Source organism: Hymenobacter glaciei, from assembly GCF_039539585.1.
In the GTDB taxonomy this organism is placed as follows: domain Bacteria; phylum Bacteroidota; class Bacteroidia; order Cytophagales; family Hymenobacteraceae; genus Hymenobacter; species Hymenobacter glaciei.
The window spans coordinates 146,079-166,102 of record NZ_BAABDK010000010.1; the positions used below are offsets into that span (position 1 = coordinate 146,079).

Annotated in this window: 19 protein-coding genes and 4 tRNA genes; 19 read left to right on the forward strand and 4 right to left on the reverse strand. The window is 56.1% G+C overall.

Going from position 1 to position 20,024, the window contains the following annotated elements:
- Nucleotides 1-10: 10 nt before the first annotated feature.
- Nucleotides 11-1,201 (reverse strand): hypothetical protein, encoded by a 1,191-nt coding sequence (locus ABD837_RS05310; RefSeq protein WP_345051193.1) that lies wholly within the window; start codon nt 1,199-1,201, stop codon nt 11-13.
- A gap of 72 nt (nt 1,202-1,273) precedes the next feature.
- On the opposite strand from ABD837_RS05310, the gene ABD837_RS05315 reads away from it, so the two are divergent.
- The 6 genes from ABD837_RS05315 (at nt 1,274) to nadD (ending at nt 5,577) form a co-directional block, all read left to right on the forward strand.
- Nucleotides 1,274-2,041 carry a glycosyltransferase family 2 protein gene (locus ABD837_RS05315; protein WP_345051195.1) on the forward strand — a complete coding sequence of 256 codons (768 nt, stop codon included), beginning with the start codon at nt 1,274-1,276 and terminating at the stop codon, nt 2,039-2,041.
- Between the two features lie 23 nt (nt 2,042-2,064).
- A complete protein-coding gene (locus tag ABD837_RS05320) occupies nt 2,065-3,087 on the forward strand; it encodes a glycosyltransferase family 9 protein (protein ID WP_345051197.1) in 1,023 nt (340 codons plus the stop codon).
- A 276-nt stretch (nt 3,088-3,363) separates the two neighbouring features.
- Nucleotides 3,364-4,008, forward strand: coding sequence for a sigma-70 family RNA polymerase sigma factor (locus ABD837_RS05325; protein WP_345051200.1), 645 nt, complete (start codon nt 3,364-3,366; stop codon nt 4,006-4,008).
- A 73-nt stretch (nt 4,009-4,081) separates the two neighbouring features.
- Nucleotides 4,082-4,384, forward strand: coding sequence for a hypothetical protein (locus ABD837_RS05330; protein ID WP_345051203.1), 303 nt, complete (start codon nt 4,082-4,084; stop codon nt 4,382-4,384).
- Between the two features lie 29 nt (nt 4,385-4,413).
- Nucleotides 4,414-4,998, forward strand: a complete 585-nt coding sequence (gmk, locus tag ABD837_RS05335) for a guanylate kinase (RefSeq protein WP_345051206.1) — start codon at nt 4,414-4,416, stop codon at nt 4,996-4,998.
- A 12-nt stretch (nt 4,999-5,010) separates the two neighbouring features.
- Nucleotides 5,011-5,577, forward strand: coding sequence for a nicotinate (nicotinamide) nucleotide adenylyltransferase (nadD, locus tag ABD837_RS05340; RefSeq protein WP_345051208.1), 567 nt, complete (start codon nt 5,011-5,013; stop codon nt 5,575-5,577).
- Nucleotides 5,578-5,662: 85 nt separating this feature from the next.
- Here the strand turns inward: nadD and frr are convergent, their stop codons facing one another.
- The 3 genes from frr to ABD837_RS05355 all read right to left on the reverse strand — a co-directional run bounded on the left by frr (nt 5,663) and on the right by ABD837_RS05355 (nt 7,695).
- Nucleotides 5,663-6,226 carry a ribosome recycling factor gene (gene frr / locus ABD837_RS05345; protein WP_345051211.1) on the reverse strand — a complete coding sequence of 188 codons (564 nt, stop codon included), beginning with the start codon at nt 6,224-6,226 and terminating at the stop codon, nt 5,663-5,665.
- 114 nt (nt 6,227-6,340) lie between these two features.
- On the reverse strand, nt 6,341-7,144 hold the full coding sequence (gene pyrH / locus ABD837_RS05350; protein WP_345051213.1) for a UMP kinase: 804 nt from the start codon (nt 7,142-7,144) through the stop codon (nt 6,341-6,343).
- Between the two features lie 47 nt (nt 7,145-7,191).
- Complete coding sequence (locus tag ABD837_RS05355; RefSeq protein ID WP_345051215.1) at nt 7,192-7,695, reverse strand: acyl-CoA carboxylase biotin carboxyl carrier protein subunit; 504 nt, start codon at nt 7,693-7,695, stop codon at nt 7,192-7,194.
- A 96-nt stretch (nt 7,696-7,791) separates the two neighbouring features.
- On the opposite strand from ABD837_RS05355, the gene ABD837_RS05360 reads away from it, so the two are divergent.
- The 13 genes from ABD837_RS05360 to rpoB all read left to right on the forward strand — a co-directional run bounded on the left by ABD837_RS05360 (nt 7,792) and on the right by rpoB (nt 19,725).
- Entirely contained in the window at nt 7,792-10,371 is a 2,580-nt protein-coding gene (locus tag ABD837_RS05360) for a M1 family aminopeptidase (RefSeq protein ID WP_345051218.1), read from the forward strand.
- Nucleotides 10,372-10,542: 171 nt separating this feature from the next.
- Nucleotides 10,543-10,622: transfer RNA gene (locus ABD837_RS05365), tRNA-Tyr, on the forward strand.
- Between the two features lie 23 nt (nt 10,623-10,645).
- Nucleotides 10,646-10,718 (forward strand) — tRNA-Gly (locus tag ABD837_RS05370).
- A gap of 15 nt (nt 10,719-10,733) precedes the next feature.
- Nucleotides 10,734-10,805: transfer RNA gene (locus tag ABD837_RS05375), tRNA-Thr, on the forward strand.
- Nucleotides 10,806-10,975: 170 nt separating this feature from the next.
- Nucleotides 10,976-12,166 carry an elongation factor Tu gene (tuf, locus tag ABD837_RS05380; protein WP_345051221.1) on the forward strand — a complete coding sequence of 397 codons (1,191 nt, stop codon included), beginning with the start codon at nt 10,976-10,978 and terminating at the stop codon, nt 12,164-12,166.
- 149 nt (nt 12,167-12,315) lie between these two features.
- Nucleotides 12,316-12,386 (forward strand) — tRNA-Trp (locus ABD837_RS05385).
- Nucleotides 12,387-12,448: 62 nt separating this feature from the next.
- The gene (gene secE, locus ABD837_RS05390; RefSeq protein WP_345051224.1) at nt 12,449-12,643 is read left to right on the forward strand and encodes a preprotein translocase subunit SecE; all 195 of its coding nucleotides are present in this window, start codon (nt 12,449-12,451) and stop codon (nt 12,641-12,643) included.
- A gap of 12 nt (nt 12,644-12,655) precedes the next feature.
- On the forward strand, nt 12,656-13,222 hold the full coding sequence (gene nusG / locus ABD837_RS05395; protein WP_342297541.1) for a transcription termination/antitermination protein NusG: 567 nt from the start codon (nt 12,656-12,658) through the stop codon (nt 13,220-13,222).
- Nucleotides 13,223-13,413: 191 nt separating this feature from the next.
- Nucleotides 13,414-13,857, forward strand: coding sequence for a 50S ribosomal protein L11 (gene rplK / locus ABD837_RS05400; RefSeq protein ID WP_342297540.1), 444 nt, complete (start codon nt 13,414-13,416; stop codon nt 13,855-13,857).
- 19 nt (nt 13,858-13,876) lie between these two features.
- Nucleotides 13,877-14,575 carry a 50S ribosomal protein L1 gene (gene rplA / locus ABD837_RS05405; protein ID WP_331060638.1) on the forward strand — a complete coding sequence of 233 codons (699 nt, stop codon included), beginning with the start codon at nt 13,877-13,879 and terminating at the stop codon, nt 14,573-14,575.
- A gap of 15 nt (nt 14,576-14,590) precedes the next feature.
- Nucleotides 14,591-15,139 carry a 50S ribosomal protein L10 gene (rplJ, locus tag ABD837_RS05410; RefSeq protein WP_345051230.1) on the forward strand — a complete coding sequence of 183 codons (549 nt, stop codon included), beginning with the start codon at nt 14,591-14,593 and terminating at the stop codon, nt 15,137-15,139.
- Between the two features lie 63 nt (nt 15,140-15,202).
- Nucleotides 15,203-15,583, forward strand: coding sequence for a 50S ribosomal protein L7/L12 (gene rplL, locus ABD837_RS05415; protein WP_068191708.1), 381 nt, complete (start codon nt 15,203-15,205; stop codon nt 15,581-15,583).
- 272 nt (nt 15,584-15,855) lie between these two features.
- Nucleotides 15,856-19,725, forward strand: coding sequence for a DNA-directed RNA polymerase subunit beta (gene rpoB, locus ABD837_RS05420; protein WP_345051976.1), 3,870 nt, complete (start codon nt 15,856-15,858; stop codon nt 19,723-19,725).
- Nucleotides 19,726-20,024: the final 299 nt, after the last annotated feature.

The following is a 20,024-nucleotide window of genomic DNA, read 5'->3' on the forward strand; positions in this document are numbered from 1 at the left end:
TGGTTCGATTTTATTCCACGTCCTGGAACCACGCAACGCCGAGCGCGCCCGGCATTAGGCGCACCCGCACGGAGTCACCGGGATGCAACTGTTGGTAGTGCACGCGGCTGACGTGTACTAACATCGAGTCGCGCAATGACCCCCACGGCTCTACTACTGCCGTAAAACCAGCAAACTCATCGTTGTTGATGTACTTGCGAATTAGCCGGGTCTTGTAGTAGATGGGTGAACTAGTGTCGAATGCCACATTATAAGCCACTGGAGCGCTGAACCCAAATAGGAGCGCCGCCGTGAGGATAATAATGAGCTGCCCGGAATCGCGGTTCTTGCCAACCAGATGCCGCCAGCTGCCGGCTACCAGCAGTAGCGCAAATCCCCCGCCCACCGGATAAGCCCATGGCTGAATAGCCGCTACACTTACCAGTTCTGCCTCATCAATTAGCAGGATGCGAACAAAAAGTCCGACGCTGGGCAGCAGTAAACTCACGCCCAACGATGGCGATGGCGCATCGTCGGGCTCGTCGGGCCGCAGCTGGCCCGGGTACAGCCATTGTGCCACCGCCGCGCCGAGCGGCAGGAGGATGCCCGCCATCACCGCCAGCGTGTAGGGCATGGGATAAAAAATCAGCCAAGCAGTAACCAGGCAACTGGCCTGGTTCAGCAGGCGGGCGGTTTGCTGAGCTTCGGTACGCTGCCGCACCTGGGAAGTTTGCTCGGCCGGTGAAGCAAAGGGCTTGGTCGGCGCTTCACTTTCGGGAGCTTCGGGCGGAGTCAGATTGGGGTAGTAGCTGACAACCCAAGCGGTAATGCGTTCGATGTCTTCTGTCATCAGGCCGATTTTCACGGGCTGCTTACGTGTATCAGTGGGCAGCAGACGTAGGTAGTTCTTGCTGATTCGGTAGCCTTTAATCTCATTCCACGCTAGTTGGCGACGGCCCAGCATGCTCACTTCCACAATTCCTGTTTGGCTAATGGTAATATTGCCCCAGATGGCTTCGGCCAATCCGTATGCCAATAGGAGCGCAAAGCCCAGTGGCAGCAGACAATAGAGCGCGGTGAGCAGGGGCATCGGCTTTTCCAGCCACCAAAGCAACGGCATGCCCGCGAAAAGCGCTATCAGTAGCGGTGCTACTACGTACATGAAAATGAGCCATCCGCTGGCCAGGCGGTATTTGCGGAATTCGAGCAGTGGCGTAGGCATGAAACGGCAGCGTGCGAGAAGGACAAAGATGGAAGCCGCCTGCATTTGCTGCCCGCTTACCTTTGCCCGTCCATGCCCGTTCCACTTTCCGTCGTCATCATCACCTTCAACGAAGAGGCCAACATTGCCCGCTGCCTCGAAGCGTTGGGCGATGTAGCTGACGACGTGCTCGTGGTCGACTCCTTTTCCTCCGATAACACCGTGGCAATCTGCCGCCAGCACGGTGCGCGCGTCATTCAGCACGCTTTCGCCGGATACGTCGAGCAAAAAAACTACGCCACCAGCCAGGCGCAATTCGACCACGTGCTGCAGCTCGATGCCGACGAAGTCCTTACCGACGAGCTGCGCCAGGCCATCCGCGAAGCCAAGCATAACTGGCAGCATGCCGCCTACTCCATGGCCCGTCTCACTAATTACTGCGGGCACTGGGTACGCCACGGCGGCTGGTACCCTGACCGCAAGCTGCGTCTCTACGACCGCCGCCTAGGCCGCTGGACGGGCCTGCTGCTGCATGAAAAGTTTGAAGTGACCCCCGGCCAGACCACTGCCCCACTGGCCGGCCACGCCCTGCACTTCAGCTACCGCTCGGTGGCGCAGCACGTCACGCAACTCAACAAGTTCACCAGCATCACGGCGCAGGAGCTGGCCCTGCGCGGCAAAACTAGCGTTGGCCTGTTCCACCTGCTGCTCAAGCCGCTCTGGAAATTCGTGCACGGCTACATTTTCCGCCTGGGCTTCCTCGATGGTTTCGCCGGCCTTTGCATCGCCGGCATTTCGGCCTGGGGCGTATTCCTGAAGTTCGCCAAGCTGAAAACCCGCACCCAACGCGCCGAAGCATGAGCCCGGAACCCCGCCCTACCTTTTTGGTCTCACGCACCGATGCCATTGGCGACGTCGTCCTCACCCTGCCAGTGTGCGCCCGCCTGAAAGAGCTTCACAGTGGCTGTCGCGTCGTGCTCATCGGCCGCAGCTACACCGCTGCCGTCGTTGCCGCTTGCCCCTGGGTCGATGACTTTCTAAACCTCGATGAGGTGCAACAACTGCCCGAGCCGCAGCAAGTGGCGGCCCTGCGCCAGTTCGGGGCCGCTGCCATCGTGCACGTTTTCCCGAATAAGCTGCTGGCCCGCCTCGCTCGCAAGGCCCGCATCCCCGTGCGCATTGGCACGCGCAACCGCTGGCAACACTGGCTCACCTGCAACCGGTTGGTAGCCCTCAGCCGCCGCCATTCGCCCCTGCACGAAGCCCAACTGAACCTGCAACTGCTACAGCCTCTAAGTGGCGCACTCGAAACGCCGCTGTCCACTGTAGCACCACTGGTGCGTCTCAAAGCCGCCGAGCCACTGGCCGAAAAGTGGCAGCACCTGCTGGCCCAGCGCCTTCCCGGTCAGCTCAACGTCATCCTGCACCCACGCAGCCGGGGCAGTGCCCGCGAGTGGGGCTTGGCTAATTTCGCTCACTTGGCCCAGCTGCTGCATGTAGCTGGCCACCGCGTTCTCATCACTGGCACGGCAGCCGAAGGGGAGGAGCTGGCCGACTGGCTCCGCGAACACGCCGCTTGCCTGGCCGCCGACCTCACTGGCCAGCTGAGCCTGCCGCAGTTCATTGCCTTCATCGCTGCTGCCGACGGGCTTGTGGCCGGCAGTACGGGCCCACTGCACTTGGCCGCCGCGTTGGGCCGCCACGCGTTGGGCCTGTACCCGCCCATTCGGCCCATGCACCCTGGCCGCTGGGCTCCGCTCGGCTCCCATGCCGAATACCTGGTTTTCGACAAGCCCGATTGCCAGGACTGCCGCACCCAGCCCTCCGCCTGCACCTGCATCCGGGCCATTGGGCCGCCGACGGTGGCGGCCCAGGTGTTGGCTTGGCACCCCTTCTCGGTCGGGTAAGTACCACTTCTCGACGTGAAACAAAGCCGTATTCATCTAGTTAGTTTGCTGCTTGCCGGCTTTTATGCAACCTAGGCAGCGCTGCAATCCGTACATCGGACACTAGGCTATGTGCTGGGCTAGTTGTTTTCGGCTCGATTGGGCCGCAAGCAGCAGTCCCGGCACATCAGGTTACGCACCTACGCTTCACTAGCGAGTTGCAGTTGCTCACTAAGTAAGTTGCCCTAATTCTTTATTCCTTCGTAGGTTTCGGCCTGCAATTACCCCCGCCCCAGCATGAGCGACTCTCCCGAACGGGTTAAATTGAGCAAAGAGGAAAAAGACCGGCGCTTTCAGGCCGAGCTGATGCCTGTGCTCGACCCGCTCTACAACTTTGCCTATCGCCTCACCCTCGACGAGGATGATGCCAACGACTTGGTGCAGGAAACTTACCTCAAGGCGTACCGTTTTTTCGAATATTTCGAGCCTGGCACCAACGCCAAGGCTTGGCTATTCCGCATTCTTAAGAATTCGTTCATCAACGACTTCCGCAAGAAAAGCAAACAGCCCGCAAAAGTCGACTATAGCGAGATTGAAGGTTATTATAACCCCGACGATGTCGAGGCTGAAGGCGAGATTGGTGCATCGTCGTCCGATATGCGCCAGCAGTCGACCCGCGACCTCATCGGCGACGAAGTAGCCAGCGCCTTAAATTCTTTGCCTGTCGATTTTCGTACGGTCATCATCCTCTGTGACCTCGAAGGATTTACCTATGAGGAAATGGCCAAAGTGCTTGATATTCCGATTGGTACGGTGCGTTCGCGCCTGCACCGGGCCCGCAACTTTCTCAAGGATAAGCTTGAGAAGTATGCCCAATCAATGGGATATGGCAATGAAGCAATAGACGACGACACGGAACTAACCGAGGCTGAGAATAATTAACGTCAGCAGCAAGGATGCACAGGCTGCCCTGCAGGTCGTTGTTATTCACTCCTTTCCCTCGCAATTTTCAATTATGGCACAACCCGCTACTACACAAACCAACATGTCGGCCCCTGTTGCTCCGGTTCCATCGGACAATGGCCCCGACTGCGAACGAGTGAATACTGTACTAGACCAACTCATCGAGGGCCACGCCGTGACTGAGGCCGACGAGGATTACCTCTACGACCATGCCACCGACTGCTCGCCTTGCTTCGACGATATTAAGAAGCAGCGGGTATTCATCGGCTTCCTGAACCAGCGCGTGTCGCGTCGGCCCATTCCAGCCAGCTTGCATCAGTCGATTATGGCTCGTGTTGGCGCCGAAATGGCCTAATTCCGGCAGCTTCTGGCTAGCTTTGCCTGATGCAAGGCAAAATCATTGTGTTTTCGGCTCCCTCAGGAGCCGGTAAAACCACCATCGTGCACCGCCTCATGGACCGGTTGCCCGAGCTGAGCTTTTCCATTTCGGCCTGCACCCGCGACCGCCGCGGGCGCGCCGAAGTCAATGGCAAAGACTATCATTTCATCTCCGTACAGGACTTCCAGGATAAGATTCGCCACAACGAATTTGTTGAGTGGGAAGAGGTGTACGAGGGGGCCTTTTATGGTACCCTTAAATCCGAAATCGAGCGCATCTGGGCTGGCGGCAAGCACGCCATCCTCGATGTCGACGTGAAAGGTGGCCTCAGCATCAAGGAGTTTTACAAGGACCGCGCACTGGCCATCTTTGTGCGCCCGCCTTCCATCGAAGTGCTCGAGCAGCGTCTCAACGCCCGGGCCACCGATTCAAAGTCCAGCATCTCATCGCGGATATACAAAGCCAACTTCGAACTCGCCTTCGAAGACCGGTTTGATGTTACCGTGGTCAATGACGACCTCGACGAGGCCTGCGACCACGCCGAGCGCCTCGTGCGCAATTTCATCAGCGGCGAGCCCTCCATTGTCTAAAAAGCGTTTGGTATGAGCCGCGCCCGCATTGGTCTGCTGTTCGGGTCATTCAACCCCGTGCACAACGGCCACCTCATTCTGGCCGAGCACTTCGCCACCCGCACCGATTTAGCGGAAGTCTGGCTGGTAGTGTCGCCCCACAGCCCTTTCAAGCAAGCCGCCGACTTGCGGCCCGATGCCGAGCGCCTGCACCTCGTGCAGTTGGCCATCGCCGGCAACCCCCGCCTGCGCGCCGAAGACATTGAGTTTGGCCTGCCGCGCCCCAGCTACACCATCGCCACACTTGATGCCCTGCGGCAGCGCCACCCCACCGCCGATTTCGTGCTGTTGATGGGCGCCGACAACCTGCCCGGTCTACCACGCTGGCAGGACGCTGACCGCCTGCTAGCCGAAATTGACTTGTACGTGTATCCACGTCCGGGCACTCTGCTGCCCGACTTGGTCTCTTTCCCCCGCGTCAGAGTTATGGCTGCTCCGCAACTGGATATTTCGGCTACCTACATTCGCGAAAGCCTGCGCCAGGGCCACAGCATCCGCTACCTCGTGCCTGCTGCCGTTGAAGCTGAATTGCTGAAATAGGTGGTTGCAGCTTCGTTTGCGTAGCTCATGCAATAGAAAAGCCCGACGAAATTCGCCGGGCTTCTTCATTTTCAGGAAGACCGCCTCAGATGGTCATAATCTCCGATTCCTTCTTGCTGAGGGTTTTGTCAACTTCCGCAATGTAGGTATCGGTGGTTTTCTGCACTTTCTCTTCGGCGCTTTTCACTGCATCTTCCGAAGCACCTTCTTTCAGCAGCTTGCGCAGGCTCTCGTTCACATCCTTGCGGATGCCACGCACGCGCACTTTGCCAGCTTCCGATTCATTCTTGGCCTGCTTTACTAGGTCGCGGCGACGCTCCTCGGTCATGGCCGGAATATTCAGGCGTACGCCTTCTGCATCCGATACCGGGTTCAGGCCCAGGTCGCTGTTTTTGATGGCCTTGGCCACCTCGCTAATCATATTCTTCTCCCAGGGCTTGATGAGCAGCGAGCGGGCATCAGGCGCCGTAATATTGGCAATCTGGGCAATGGGAGTGGGCGTACCGTAGTAATCCACGCGTATGCCATCGAGCATGGCAGGCGAAGCTTTGCCGGCTCGGATACGGCTCATTTCCACATTTACGTGCGCCAGGGCTTTGCTCATCGACTCGGCCAGTTCGTCAAGGTAAAACTGAATTTCTTCGTCCATCTTTTGAAAGCAATTAATAATTAACAATTAGCAACGAGCAATTACCTGAACGGAGCCGGGGCGTCTTTGCCGCCGCAAAATTGCTCATTGTTCCGTGATAATTACTCATCAGCTTTACGCTTGTTCGGGCTGATTACCCACCAAGGGGCGCAGCAGGGTTTGTGCGGGGGCGAGGAGTGCCTTGCGGCCATCGCGGCCGGGGCCGGTACCGCCAGCGCTTACCAGCGTACCCATTGATTCACCGTTCAACAGGCGCTCCAGGTTGCCGGGCGTGTTCATATCAAACACGATAATCGGCAGGTTATTTTCCTTGCAGAGGGTGAAGGCCGTCATGTCCATCACGTTCAGGTTCTTGCTCAGCACCTCGTCAAACGTGATTTCAGCATAGCGCGTGGCCGTCGGGTCCTTCTCGGGGTCGGCCGTGTAGATGCCATCCACGCGGGTGCCTTTCAGCACCACATCCGCCTCAATTTCAATGGCCCGTAGCGAAGCCGCCGAGTCCGTCGTGAAATAAGGCGAACCAATACCGGCCCCGAAAATCACCACCCGACCCTTTTCCAGGTGCCGCACCGCGCGCCGCCGGATGTAAGGCTCACACACCCGCTGAATGGTGAGGCCCGACAACAAGCGTGTGCTTACCTCTAGCTTTTCCAGGGCGCTTTGCAGGGCCATCGAGTTGATAACGGTGGCCAGCATGCCCATGTAGTCGCCCTGCACGCGGTCGAGCCCAAATGCTTCGGCCTCTACGCCACGGTAGATGTTGCCACCACCAATCACGACGGCTACCTGCACGCCCGTAGCGGCTACGGACTTAATCTCGGAGGCGTACTGCATCAGCCGCTCGGCGTCGATGCCGTACTGTTGCTGACCCATCAGCGCTTCGCCGCTGAGTTTGAGAAGGATGCGATTGTATTTCAAGGCGTAGGGGAATTATTAAATCGAATTAATGAACAAGGCGGGCGGTGCTAAGCAAACTGCACCAGCACCTGGCCTTTCTGCACGTTGTCGCGCAACACCACTTTCAGGCCGCTCACAGTACCATCGGCGGGGGCTTTCAGGATATTTTCCATTTTCATGGCTTCCAGCACCAGGAGCGGGTCACCTTTCTGCACCATCTGGCCGGGTTGCACGCGGATGTCGACGATGAGGCCCGGCATGGGTGCTTTCAGTTCGTTCACCTTGGTAGTGGCAGCGTTCGCCATGCCCAGGCGTTCGAGTAGCAGGTCGAACCGGTCCTTGGCTTGCAACTCCACCCGCTGACCGTTTAGTTTGAGGATAATGTTTTTGGTAGTGTAATCGACTTCTACCACCTCTGCGTTAAAGGAGCGACCTTCGTAAAGAATGTGAAACCGCCCACCTCCCAGGTCCGCAATGTCCCAGGCAAATGGTTCGCTGTTAAGCGTCACCGCATCTGAACTACGATAATCGACTTCCCACTGCTGGGCGGCGCCGGTACTGATTTGGAACATTGAGAAGAGTTGGGGTAGGAGTAAAGCGGGGTTAAAGGTAGGCCATATCTCAAATTAATTCGGAAATTGAGGCGTTTTTAGCCTGTACTTATTGGCATGAAGTATCTGATTCCAGGCCTTGCGGGCCTGTTTATATTATGTAATACCTTGCTTGTCGATGCGCAATCGGCTGGCAAAGGCGGGGCCCGGCCACCCGTGCATAAAAAGCCAGCGGAGGCCGCAGCCCCGGTTCCAGCCGCTACCAGCTTTACAGTGCCCTCGTGGCTGCCGGCCGACGCGCCGCTGCATCCCGCTGCCACCATCCTCACCGATGTGGTCGATACCAAGCTCGATGTGCGCTTCGACTACAAAAAGCAGCACCTTCTGGGCACGGCCATTCTCACCCTGAACTCACACTTCTACCCTCAATCTGAGCTGGTGCTAGATGCCAAGGGCTTTGATATTCAGAAAGTAGAGCTGGTAGGGGAGAAGAAGAATAAGAACCTGAACTACAATTACAACCGTCGCAAGCTGGTTATTGCGCTCGACCACCCTTATCCGCGCAACACGCCCTACCAGGTGCGCATCGTGTACGTAGCCAAGCCCAATGAGCTGCCTCAGGGCGGTTCAGCGGCCATTACCAACGACAAGGGGCTGTACTTCATCAACCCGCTGGGTTTGGAAAAAAGCAAGCCCCGCCAAATCTGGACGCAGGGCGAGACCGAGTCCAGTTCCTGCTGGTTCCCGACCATCGACAAGCCCAACCAGCGGATGACGCAGGAAATCAGCATGACGGTGGAAAGTCAGTTCAAAACCCTCTCCAACGGCCTGCTCACATCCTCCCACGCCAACTCCGACGGCACCCGCACCGATACCTGGAAGCTAAGCGAGCCGCACGCGCCTTACCTGGCCACCATGGTCGTCGGCGATTTCGCCGTTGTGAGTGACTCCTGGCACGGCAAGCCCATCGATTACTACGTCGAGCCTCAGTACGCCGGTACCGCCCGCGCCGTGTTCGGCCGCACACCGGAAATGCTCGACTTCTTTTCCAAGAAGTTGGGCGTGGAATTCCCGTGGCCCAAATATGCTCAGGTAGCCGTTCGCGACTACATCAGCGGGGCCATGGAGAATACCTCCGCTTCCACCTTCGGCAGCTTTGTGCAGGCCAGTAAGCGCGAACTGCTCGATGCCAACTACCAGACCAGCGAGTTTGTGGTGGTGCACGAGCTTTTTCACCAGTGGTTTGGCGATTACGTTACCTGCGAGAGCTGGTCCAACCTGCCCCTGAACGAGTCCTTCGCCGACTACTCCGAGTATCTGTGGGCCGAGCGCAAGTACGGCGACGACGAAGCCAGCCTGATTCAGGAGTTAAAAATCAACAATTACCTCGAAGAGGCGGTAAACAAACGCGAGCCGCTCATCCGCTACCGCTACGTCAACCGCGAAGACATGCTCGACCGACATTCCTACGACAAGGGCGGGCGGGTACTGCACATGTTGCGCAAATACGTGGGCGACGACGCCTTTTATGCTGCCCTGAACCGCTACCTCACCCAAAATAAGCTCTCGGCCGTCGAAATCTCCAAGCTACGCGAGGCCTTTGAAGAAACTACCGGCGAGGACCTAAACTGGTTTTTCGACCAATGGTTCATGCGCCGCGGGCATCCCGAGTTGCGCATTTCCCACACCTATGCCAATGGCCAGGTAAGTCTGCGCGTGCACCAAGTACAGGACACGGTTTTCCAGCCCGTATACCGCCTCCCCGTGACGGTTGCCGTCTGGACCGGCAGTAATCAGCCCACCGAGCACCGCATCACCGTCACCAAAGCCGACCAGACTTTCCAGCTGCCCGCCAGCCAGAAGCCCGTGTTCGTGAAGTTTGACAACGAAACTCAGTTGCTGGCCCAAATCGACGAGGAGCGCACCCAGGACGAGTTGATATTCCAGTTCTACCACGCCCGCAGCTACCAGCAGAAAGCCGAGGTAATGAACCTGCTGCAGAACAAGACCGACCAGCTGAGCGTGAGCAGCCTCATGCGCAACGCCCTCAACGACAAGTTCTGGAATGTGCGACGCCTTGCTCTTGAGCATTTACGGGGGTACCGTGGTCCCGAACCCACCGGCATGCGCAAAGACATTGCGCGCCTCGCCAGCACCGACCCCACCCCGCGTGTCCGCGTGCAGGCCCTTAAAACGCTGTCGGCCTTTCCCGACGGCAGCTACGGCGACATATACGGCGCTGCCGTAGCCGACAGCTCCATCCTCGTTTCAGCTGCTGCTATTGAAATTCTGGCCAAGCGACCGGAAATCAATTCCAAGCAGCAGGTTGCCTCTATCGAAAACACCCGTAGCAGCACCCTCGTTCTGGCTATCGCCAAGTTCTATGCCCTCAATGGCCGCCTCGACCAGTATCCCTGGTTTCTGCGTCGCCTGCCCGATGTGGCCGAAGCCGACCTCTACGGTTACTTCCAGGCCTTCGGGGCCCTCATGGCCAACATTCCGCCCGTTGAGCGCGACAAAGGCCTGAAAATCCTCGAGGATTACGCCCGTACTTACCCCCGTTATGAGGTGCGACTTGGTGCCTACCACGGTCTCGCGTTGCTCTTGCCTAGTACCCCCAGCATCAAAGCCACGCTCCAGAGCATTCGCGAGAAAGAAACGGACGATAAACTTAAGGCACTTTATAACCTTATGTAGAAGCTAGTTCCGATAATGGAGCAAAAAAAGAACAACCTTTTTTTGCTCCATCCCTTGCCTTGTGTCGAAAAACCTCTAATTTTGCGACTCCTTACGAAACACTACTACTTCGGTAGCAGCCAAACGGAAGGGCAAACGCCTCTCAGCAAACGGCCGGGAAGCACCAAAAATGGGGGTATCGCATAGTGGCAATTGCGGGTGACTGTAACTCACCTCCTTCGGGTTCATAGGTTCGAGTCCTGTTACCCCCACATTTTTAGGTAAGATGCCATCTGCGGGAGTAGCTCAGTTGGTAGAGCGGCAGCCTTCCAAGCTGCAGGTCGCGGGTTCGAACCTCGTCTCCCGCTCATTTTTCAGCATAAGCCGTTTTAGCTCAGTGGTAGAGCACTTCCTTGGTAAGGAAGAGGTCATGGGTTCAAATCCCATAAATGGCTCAGATTATTACACAAGCCCATTGGTCAGAATTATTCTGGCTGTTGGCTCGGTTCTCTCAGGCAAGCGACGCACAGTTTTCTATTACAGTAGGGGCTGAGTCTCGCTTTCTTCGTGTAGCTTCCGATTTTTACCTCAAATTCACTTCACCACCTCTTTTTTACTCTTTACAATGGCTAAAGAAAATTTCGACCGGTCCAAGCCGCACGTAAACATCGGCACCATCGGTCACGTCGACCACGGCAAGACCACCCTGACTGCTGCTATCACGCAGGTGCTGGCCAACAAAGGCCTGGCCGAAAAGCGCGATTTCGGTTCGATTGACAACGCCCCCGAAGAGAAAGAGCGTGGTATCACCATCAACACCTCGCACGTAGAGTACTCGACGGTTCTCCGTCACTACGCTCACGTTGACTGCCCCGGTCACGCCGACTATGTGAAGAACATGGTAACGGGTGCTGCCCAGATGGACGGTGCTATCCTCGTGGTAGCTGCTACCGACGGCCCAATGCCCCAGACCCGTGAGCACATCCTGCTCGCTCGTCAGGTAGGTGTTCCTCAGCTGGTGGTGTTCATGAACAAGGTGGATATGGTGGATGACCCCGAGCTCCTCGAGCTGGTGGAAATGGAAATCCGCGAACTCCTCTCGTTCTACGACTTCGACGGCGACAACATTCCGGTTATCCAGGGTTCGGCCCTCGGCGGCCTGAACGGCGACGCCAACTGGGTTCCTAAAATCGAAGAATTGATGGACGCGGTTGACTCGTTCATTCCGATTCCTGCTCGTCTGACCGACCTGCCCTTCCTGATGCCTGTTGAGGACGTGTTCTCGATTACGGGCCGTGGCACTGTTGCTACTGGTCGTATCGAGCGCGGCATCATCAACTCGGGTGAGCAAGTTGACATCCTAGGCATGGGCGCTGCTGCTGGTCTGAAGTCGACGGTTACGGGTGTGGAAATGTTCCGCAAAATCCTCGACCGTGGCGAAGCTGGTGACAACGTAGGTCTGCTGCTCCGCGGTATTGAAAAAGAAGCCATCCGTCGCGGCATGGTTATCTGCAAGCCCGGTTCGGTAACTCCTCACCAGAAGTTTAAGGCTGAGGTGTACGTTCTCTCGAAAGAGGAAGGTGGCCGTCACACGCCGTTCTTCAACAACTACCGTCCGCAGTTCTACCTGCGTACCACCGACGTTACCGGTATCATCACCCTCCCAGAAGGTGTTGAAATGGTAATGCCCGGCGACAACATCACCATCACCGTGGAGCTCATCAGCAAAGTGGCAATGGAGAAAGGCCTGCGTTTCGCTATCCGTGAGGGTGGCCGTACGGTAGGTGCTGGTCAGGTAACCGAAGTTCTCGACTAAGCTCCGGCTTAATCAGTAATAAAAGCCGCTCTCGAAACTTCGGGGGCGGCTTTTTTACGCTGAAACAGAAGCGAATATTTGTTTTCTCTGCTGTTTCTCTTACCTTTGCACTCCCTTTAGCGAAATGCGCTTTGCGGGAATGTTAATAAACGAGTGTGGTGCAGCGGTAGCATACGGGTCTCCAAAACCTTTGACGGGAGTTCGAATCTCTCCACTCGTGCAATCTGGGCCAGTTGGTCCGCTCCATGTTATTTCAGCGGCAACGCTGTTTTTCTCATCACAATGGACAAACTGAGCAATTATTTCCGCACCACCATCGAGGAGATGCGCTACAACGTCACGTGGCCTTCTACGACCGAGCTGCAAAAAAGCGCCGGCCTGGTGCTGATTGGTTCGCTCGTGTTCGCCGTGGTGGTGGGCGTCATGGATGTCAGCTTTGAGTCGGTGCTTAAAGCGTTTTACAACTCGTTTCGCTAATCAGCAAGTAAGATGGGCGAATTGAAATGGTACGTGGTGCGCTCCGTGAGCGGCCAGGAGAAAAAAGCCAAGAACTACCTCGAAACCGAACTCGGCCGGCATAACCTGACCGAGCTTGTGCCGCAGGTACTGATTCCGGTAGAGAAGGTGTTCGAGATGCGCAACGGCAAGAAGCGTGTCCGCGAGCGAAATCTCTACCCCGGCTACATCATCATCCACGCCGACCTCGGCCACGGTGAAGTTGACCACATCATCACCAGCACGCCTGGCGTGATTGGTTTTCTCGGCGACAAAGACAAGAAGGACGCATCGAACAACAAACCTGTTCCGCTGCACATTTCGGAAGTCAACCGCATCCTCGGCATCGTGGATGAAGCCGAGCAGCAAGCCGACGCTACCCTCGACAAGCCTTACGTAGTAGGCGAACTCGTGAAAGTGGTGGACGGCCCGTTCAATGGCTTCTCCGGTAATGTGGACGAGGTATTTGAAGAGCGTAAGAAACTCAATGTAGTGGTGAAAATCTTCGGCCGTTCACAGCCGGTAGAACTCAGCTACACCCAAGTAGAAAAAGAAGTATAGTTAGTTGTCCGTTGTTAGTTGCTAGTTGTCAGGAAATGCTTCTGAATACTAACAACTGACAACAATCAACTAACAACTAAATAAACACCACGCCGGCTAATTGCTCCGGGTCGGCGGGGCTTCCAAACAGGAGTTTACTAAACTGAGGCGAGCGCGAGTTACGACGCAGGAGCCACAGCCAAAACAATCAAATGGCCAAAGAAATCAGAGGTTATCTGCGTCTGCAGATAAAGGGAGGCTCAGCGAACCCATCGCCGCCGGTAGGACCTGCACTTGGTAGCAAAGGCTTGAACATCATGGAGTTTTGCAAGCAGTTCAATGCTCGCACCCAAGATAAAGCCGGCCAAGTTTGTCCTGTACTCATCACCATGTACACCGACAAGTCGTTCGACTTCGTGGTGAAGACGGCACCGGCTCCGGTGTTGCTCATGGAAGCTGCTAAGTTGACGAGCGGTTCGAAAGAGCCGAACCGTAACAAAGTAGGCTCCGTGACATGGGACCAGGTACGCACCATTGCCGAAACGAAAATGCCCGACTTGAACGCTTTCCAAGTGGAAGCCGCCATGAAGCAGGTAGCCGGTACGGCTCGCAGCATGGGCATTACCATCAAGGGCGATTCTCCTTTTGCTGAATAATTAAACGGAGAACGAACAGATGGCACAAGTAAGCAAAAAGCGCAAGGAAGCCCTTGCCAAACACGACCTGACGCAAATGCGCAGCCTCGTGGAAGCCGCAATCGTGGTGAAGGACATTACCTACACCAAATTCGATGCCTCGGTAGATATTGACGTTCGCCTCGGCGTGGACCCTCGCAAAGCGGACCAGATGGTTCGTGGCGTGGCCACCCTGCCCCACGGCACCGGCAAAACCGTTCGCGTTCTGGCGCTCGTGACTCCCGACAAGGAGGCCGAAGCTCTGGCCGCCGGCGCCGACTTCGTGGGTCTGGACGACTATATCTCGAAAATCGAGAAAGGCTGGACTGACATCGATGTCATCATCACCATGCCCGCCGTAATGGCTAAGGTAGGTCGCCTGGGCCGTGTGCTCGGTCCCCGTGGTCTGATGCCGAACCCGAAGTCGGGCACCGTAACGACCGACGTAGCCAAGGCTGTGCAGGAAGTGAAAGCTGGTAAAATCGACTTCAAAGTCGACAAAACCGGTATCATTCACTGCTCGGTAGGTAAAGTATCGTTCGAGCCGAGCATGCTGGCCGAAAACGCCCTGGAGGTAATCCAGACGTTGGGTCGCCTGAAGCCGTCGTCTTCGAAAGGTACCTACATCAAGAGCATCACGCTCTCGAGCACGATGTCGCCCGCCGTTCCGGTGGACAGCCAAGTAAATTCCGCTAGCTAATTAAACCAACCAAACATGACCCGGGAAGAAAAACAAGCCCTCGTGGATGAGTTGAGCGGAAAGATGCAATCGCACAACTCGTTCTACATTGTCGATGCTTCGGTAATGTCGGTAGCGAAAATCAACGACTTCCGTCGCCTGGCGTTCAACCGCGGCCTGGAATACAAGGTGTACAAAAACACCTTTATCCGGAAAGCACTGGACACCCTCGGCCACGACACGTCGGAAATGGATGCCGCGCTGAAAGGCCAGTCGGGCGTTCTGTTCTCTACGGAGAGCGGCTCGGCTCCTGCCAAAATGCTGCGCGACTTCTACAAATCGCAGGCTTACGGCCGCAACGTAACGCCGAAGCCGGTGCTGAAAGGCGCTTATGTGGATGCCAGCATCTACATCGGTTCCGACCAGCTCGAAGGTCTCACAACCCTCAAAGGCAAGCAGGAACTGCTCGGTGAACTCATCGGCCTGCTCCAGTCGCCTGCCAAAAATGTTATCTCGGCTCTTCAGAGCGGTGGCAACAAACTGGCCGGCATCCTCAAAACCCTCAGCGAAAAAGAGGCTGCGTAGTCCGCTGCTTTTTCGCCCTCCAATCAAATTTTTAACAACACTTTTTTTTAACAATCTACAGAAATGGCAGATTTGAAAGCATTCGCTGAGCAGCTCGTAAACCTGACGGTGAAAGAAGTAAACGAATTGGCAACCATCCTGAAGGACGAGTACGGCATCGAGCCCGCTGCTGCTGCTCCCGTAATGATGGCCGGTGGTGGCGCTGCTGCTGCTGACGAGGCTCCCGAGGAGAAGACGTCGTTCGACGTTATCCTGAAGGCTGCTGGCGGCGCCAAGCTGGCTGTAGTTAAGCTGGTGAAGGACCTGACCGGCCTCGGCCTGAAGGAAGCCAAAGAGCTGGTTGATGGTGCTCCTAAGCCTTTGAAAGAAGGTGTAACCAAAGATGAGGCTGAGTCGCTGAAAAAGCAGCTCGAGGAAGCCGGTGCTGAAGTAGAAGTTAAGTAATTTCTGCTCCTGAATCATCTCTGGACCCGCTTCGAATAAGGATTAGACCTGGCAACTTAGCCAGGTCTTTTCCTGTTTGTAGCGTGTCAAAAGCGCGAGCCAACCAGTTCGCGCTTCTTTGCGTCAGCTAACTATACTGTTATCAGTTTGTTAAGGAGTGCGGGCCTAGCCCGTGTTGTTGACGGGCCGCCACCCTGGCCTCCTTTTTACGCTTCTGTGTCCATCTTTTAATCCCCATCGCATTGGCTACACCGAAAGCAAAGACGGCTGCCCTGAAGAAAACGGCCGCTGAGCGAATCAATTTCGCCAAGATTAAAAAGGTTATCGAGTACCCGGACTTCTTGGACGTGCAAGTGCGCTCGTTCCAGGAATTCTTTCAGTTGGAAACCGCTGCTGAGCGTCGTTCTAACGAAGGATTGTTCAAAGTGTTCGCCGAGAACTTTCCGATTTCGGACTCGCGCGAAAACTTCGTGCTCAACTTTATCGATTACCACGTCGACCCGCCGAAATATTCGGTTGACGAGTGCATCGACCGTGGTTTGACTTACTCAGTTCCGCTGAAAGCCAAGCTGCGCTTGATTTGCAATGATAAGGACAACGAGGACTTCGAGACGATTGAGCAGGAGGTGTTCCTCGGAAACATCCCTTACATGACCGTGAAGGGCTCGTTCGTTATCAACGGCGCTGAGCGCGTTATCGTATCGCAGTTGCACCGCTCGCCGGGTGTGTTCTTCGCCCAAAGCAAGCACACGAACGGTACCAAGCTGTATTCGGCTCGGATTATTCCGTTCAAAGGTTCGTGGATTGAATTCGCCACGGACGTGAACAACGTGATGTACGCGTACATCGACCGGAAGAAGAAATTCCCGGTGACGACGCTGCTTCGCGCCATCGGCTACGGCACCGACAAAGACATTCTCGACCTGTTCGGGCTGTCGGAAGAAGTGAAGTCCGATAAGAAAAACCTCAAGAAAGCCGTTGGTCGCAAGCTGGCTGCCCGGGTGCTCCGCACTTGGACGGAAGACTTTGTGGACGAAGACACCGGCGAAGTAGTATCGATTGACCGCAACGAGGTGTTGCTGGAGCGTGATGCGACGATTGAGGAAGCTGACATCGACGTGATTTTGGAGGCCGGCGCTAAGTCGGTAATCCTGCACCGTGAAAACGTGAACATTGCGGATTTCGCAATCATTTACAACACGCTGCAGAAGGATAACTCCAACTCGGAGAAGGAAGCTGTTGAGCAGATTTACCGCCAGCTCCGGAACACGGAAGCTCCTGACGAAGAAACCGCTCGTGACATCATCCAGAAGCTGTTTTTCTCGGATAAGCGCTACGACCTCGGCGAGGTTGGCCGCTACCGGATTAACAAGAAGCTCCAGATTGGCATGGACCAAGAGTCGCGGGTACTGACCAACCAGGATATTGTTCTGATTGTGAAGTACCTGATTGGCTTGAGCAACTCGAAGGCCATTGTCGATGACATTGACCACTTGAGCAACCGTCGTGTGCGCACCGTGGGTGAGCAGCTTTACGCCCAGTTTGGCGTAGGTCTGGCCCGTATGGCGCGTACCATCAAGGAGCGCATGAACGTGCGCGACAACGAGGATTTCAAGCCAGTAGATTTGATTAACGCCCGGACGCTGTCTAGCGTTATCAACTCGTTCTTTGGTACGAACCAGCTGTCGCAGTTCATGGACCAGACCAACCCGCTGGCTGAGGTGACTCACAAGCGTCGCGTATCGGCTCTTGGGCCGGGAGGTCTGTCGCGTGAGCGCGCTGGTTTCGAAGTACGTGACGTTCACTACACGCACTACGGTCGTCTCTGCACGATTGAAACGCCGGAAGGACCAAACATTGGTCTGATTTCGTCGCTGTGCGTGCACGCTCGCGTGAATGCCATGGGCTTCATCGAAACTCCCTACCGCGACGTGAAAGCCGGTAAGGTGGACATGAGCCCCAACGTGAAATTCCTGACTGCTGAGGAAGAGGACACCCACCACATCGCGCAGGCCAACTCCCTGCTTGATGAGGGTGGCAACCTGACTCAGGAGTTGGTGAAAGGCCGTTTTGAAGGTGACTTCCCCGTTGTTAATCCTTCGGAGTACTCCTACATGGACGTGGCCCCGAACCAGATTGTATCGGTAGCTGCTTCGCTGATTCCGTTCCTGGAACACGATGACGCCAACCGTGCACTGATGGGCTCGAACATGCAGCGCCAGGCTGTGCCACTGCTCCGTCCTGAGGCTCCGATTGTGGGCACGGGTCTGGAAGCGCGTATTGCCAGCGACTCGCGTACCCTGATTATGTCGGAAGGTGAAGGCGTGATTGATTACGTGGACGCCAACAAAATCGTGGTGAAGTACGACCTCACGGAGGACGACATCATGGTGAGCTTCGACGCTGAGCGTATTACTTACGACCTCATCAAGTTCCGTCGTACCAACCAGGATACTTGCCTCAACCTGACGCCGCTCGTGAAGCGCGGTGAGCGGGTAACCAAAGGCCAGGCGCTCTGCGAAGGCTACGGCACTAACCAAGGCGAACTCGCTCTGGGCCGCAACATGCAGGTGGCATTTATGCCGTGGCAGGGCTACAACTTCGAGGATGCCATCGTCATCTCGGAGCGGGTAGTTCGCGACGACATTTTTACCTCAATTCACATTGAGGAGTTTGAGCTGGAAGTGCGCGAGACCAAGCGCGGCGAAGAAGAGCTAACCTCGGAGATTCCGAACGTGAGCGAAGAAGCCGTGCGCAACCTCGACGACAACGGCATCATCCGCCTCGGCGCGGAGGTGAAGGAAGGCGACATTCTGATTGGTAAAATCACGCCGAAAGGCGAGACGGACCCTACTCCGGAAGAGAAGCTACTCCGTGCTATCTTCGGCGACAAGGCCGGCGATGTGAAGGATGCTTCGCTTAAAGCGCCGCCCTCCTTGCAGGGTGTGGTTATCGGTACGAAGCTCTTCTCGCGTCCTAAAAAAGACAAAAACCTCCGGGCCAAGTCAAAGAAGGAAGTGGAAGACCTGAAGGGCACTTACGCGCAGGAACTGCGCGGCGTGAAAGCCATCATGATTGACAAGCTGGTGCAATTGCTGGAAGGCAAGACGAGCCAGGGCATCAAGCACCGCTTCGGCGAGGAGATGATTTCTAAAGGTGTCAAGTTTAACCGTAAGAACATCAACGAGGGGATGTTCCCCGAGAAGAACCCTTACAAGGACGAAAGCAACTACGCCGTTCCGGAAGAAGTGAACCTGTTTAAGGACCTGATTCTGGAAGGCTGGACGGCTGATGCCCGGGTGAATGGCTTGGTGCTGGAGCTGGTGCGTAACTACGCCAAGCGCCGTAACACCATCACCGCGCGCTTCAAGCGTCAGCGCTTCACCCTGGAAGTAGGGGATGAGCTGCCCGCCGGCATCGTGCAGTTGGCTAAAGTTTACATCGCCAAGAAGCGCAAGCTGAAGGTGGGTGATAAAATGGCCGGCCGCCACGGTAACAAGGGTGTGGTTGCCCGCATCGTGCGCGATGAGGACATGCCCTTCCTGCCCGACGGCACGCCAATGGACATCGTGCTGAACCCGCTCGGTGTACCAAGCCGCATGAACATCGGTCAGATTTACGAGACCGTACTTGGTTGGGCTGGTCTGAAAATGGGTCGCACCTATGCTACCCCAATTTTCGACGGCGCGACCGAAGACGAAGTAGCACACGAGCTGACCGAAGCCGGCCTGCCGGATTGGGGCCGTGCTTACCTGCACGATGGTCTGACGGGCGACCGTTTCGACCAGCCGGTAACCGTGGGCGTGATTTACATGCTCAAGCTGGGCCACTTGGTTGACGACAAGATGCACGCCCGTTCCATCGGGCCGTACTCGCTCATCACGCAGCAGCCGCTGGGTGGTAAGGCGCAATTCGGTGGCCAGCGCTTCGGCGAGATGGAGGTGTGGGCATTGGAAGCCTTCGGTGCTTCCAACGTGCTGCAGGAAATCCTGACCATCAAATCGGATGACGTGGTGGGCCGCGCCAAGGCGTACGAAGCCATTGTAAAAGGTGACATTCTGCCCAAGCCGAATATCCCCGAGTCGTTCAACGTGCTGCTCCACGAATTGCGTGGTCTGGCACTCGAAATCACGATGGAATAGGTTTCTAGTTGTCAGTTACTTGTTGTCAGTTGTTAGGCTCTTTACCGAAACTAACAACTGACAACAAGCAACTGACAACTAAAACACTGCCGGCAGGCAACAGGAGGCGCTGATTGAGCGACTCTGGTAACGAAAGGTGAGAAAACGCTTCGATGAAAGAAGCTGGGGAAGCTGTTCCGAGATATGGTCAGTGCAGCATCAAGCTCCCTAAGCAACTTAATCGAAGGCCTTCCCGCCATTCAGCCTGTCATCAGTTTAATAATTCGACCTTTTGAAAGTGCCTTTGCTCGACATACCTA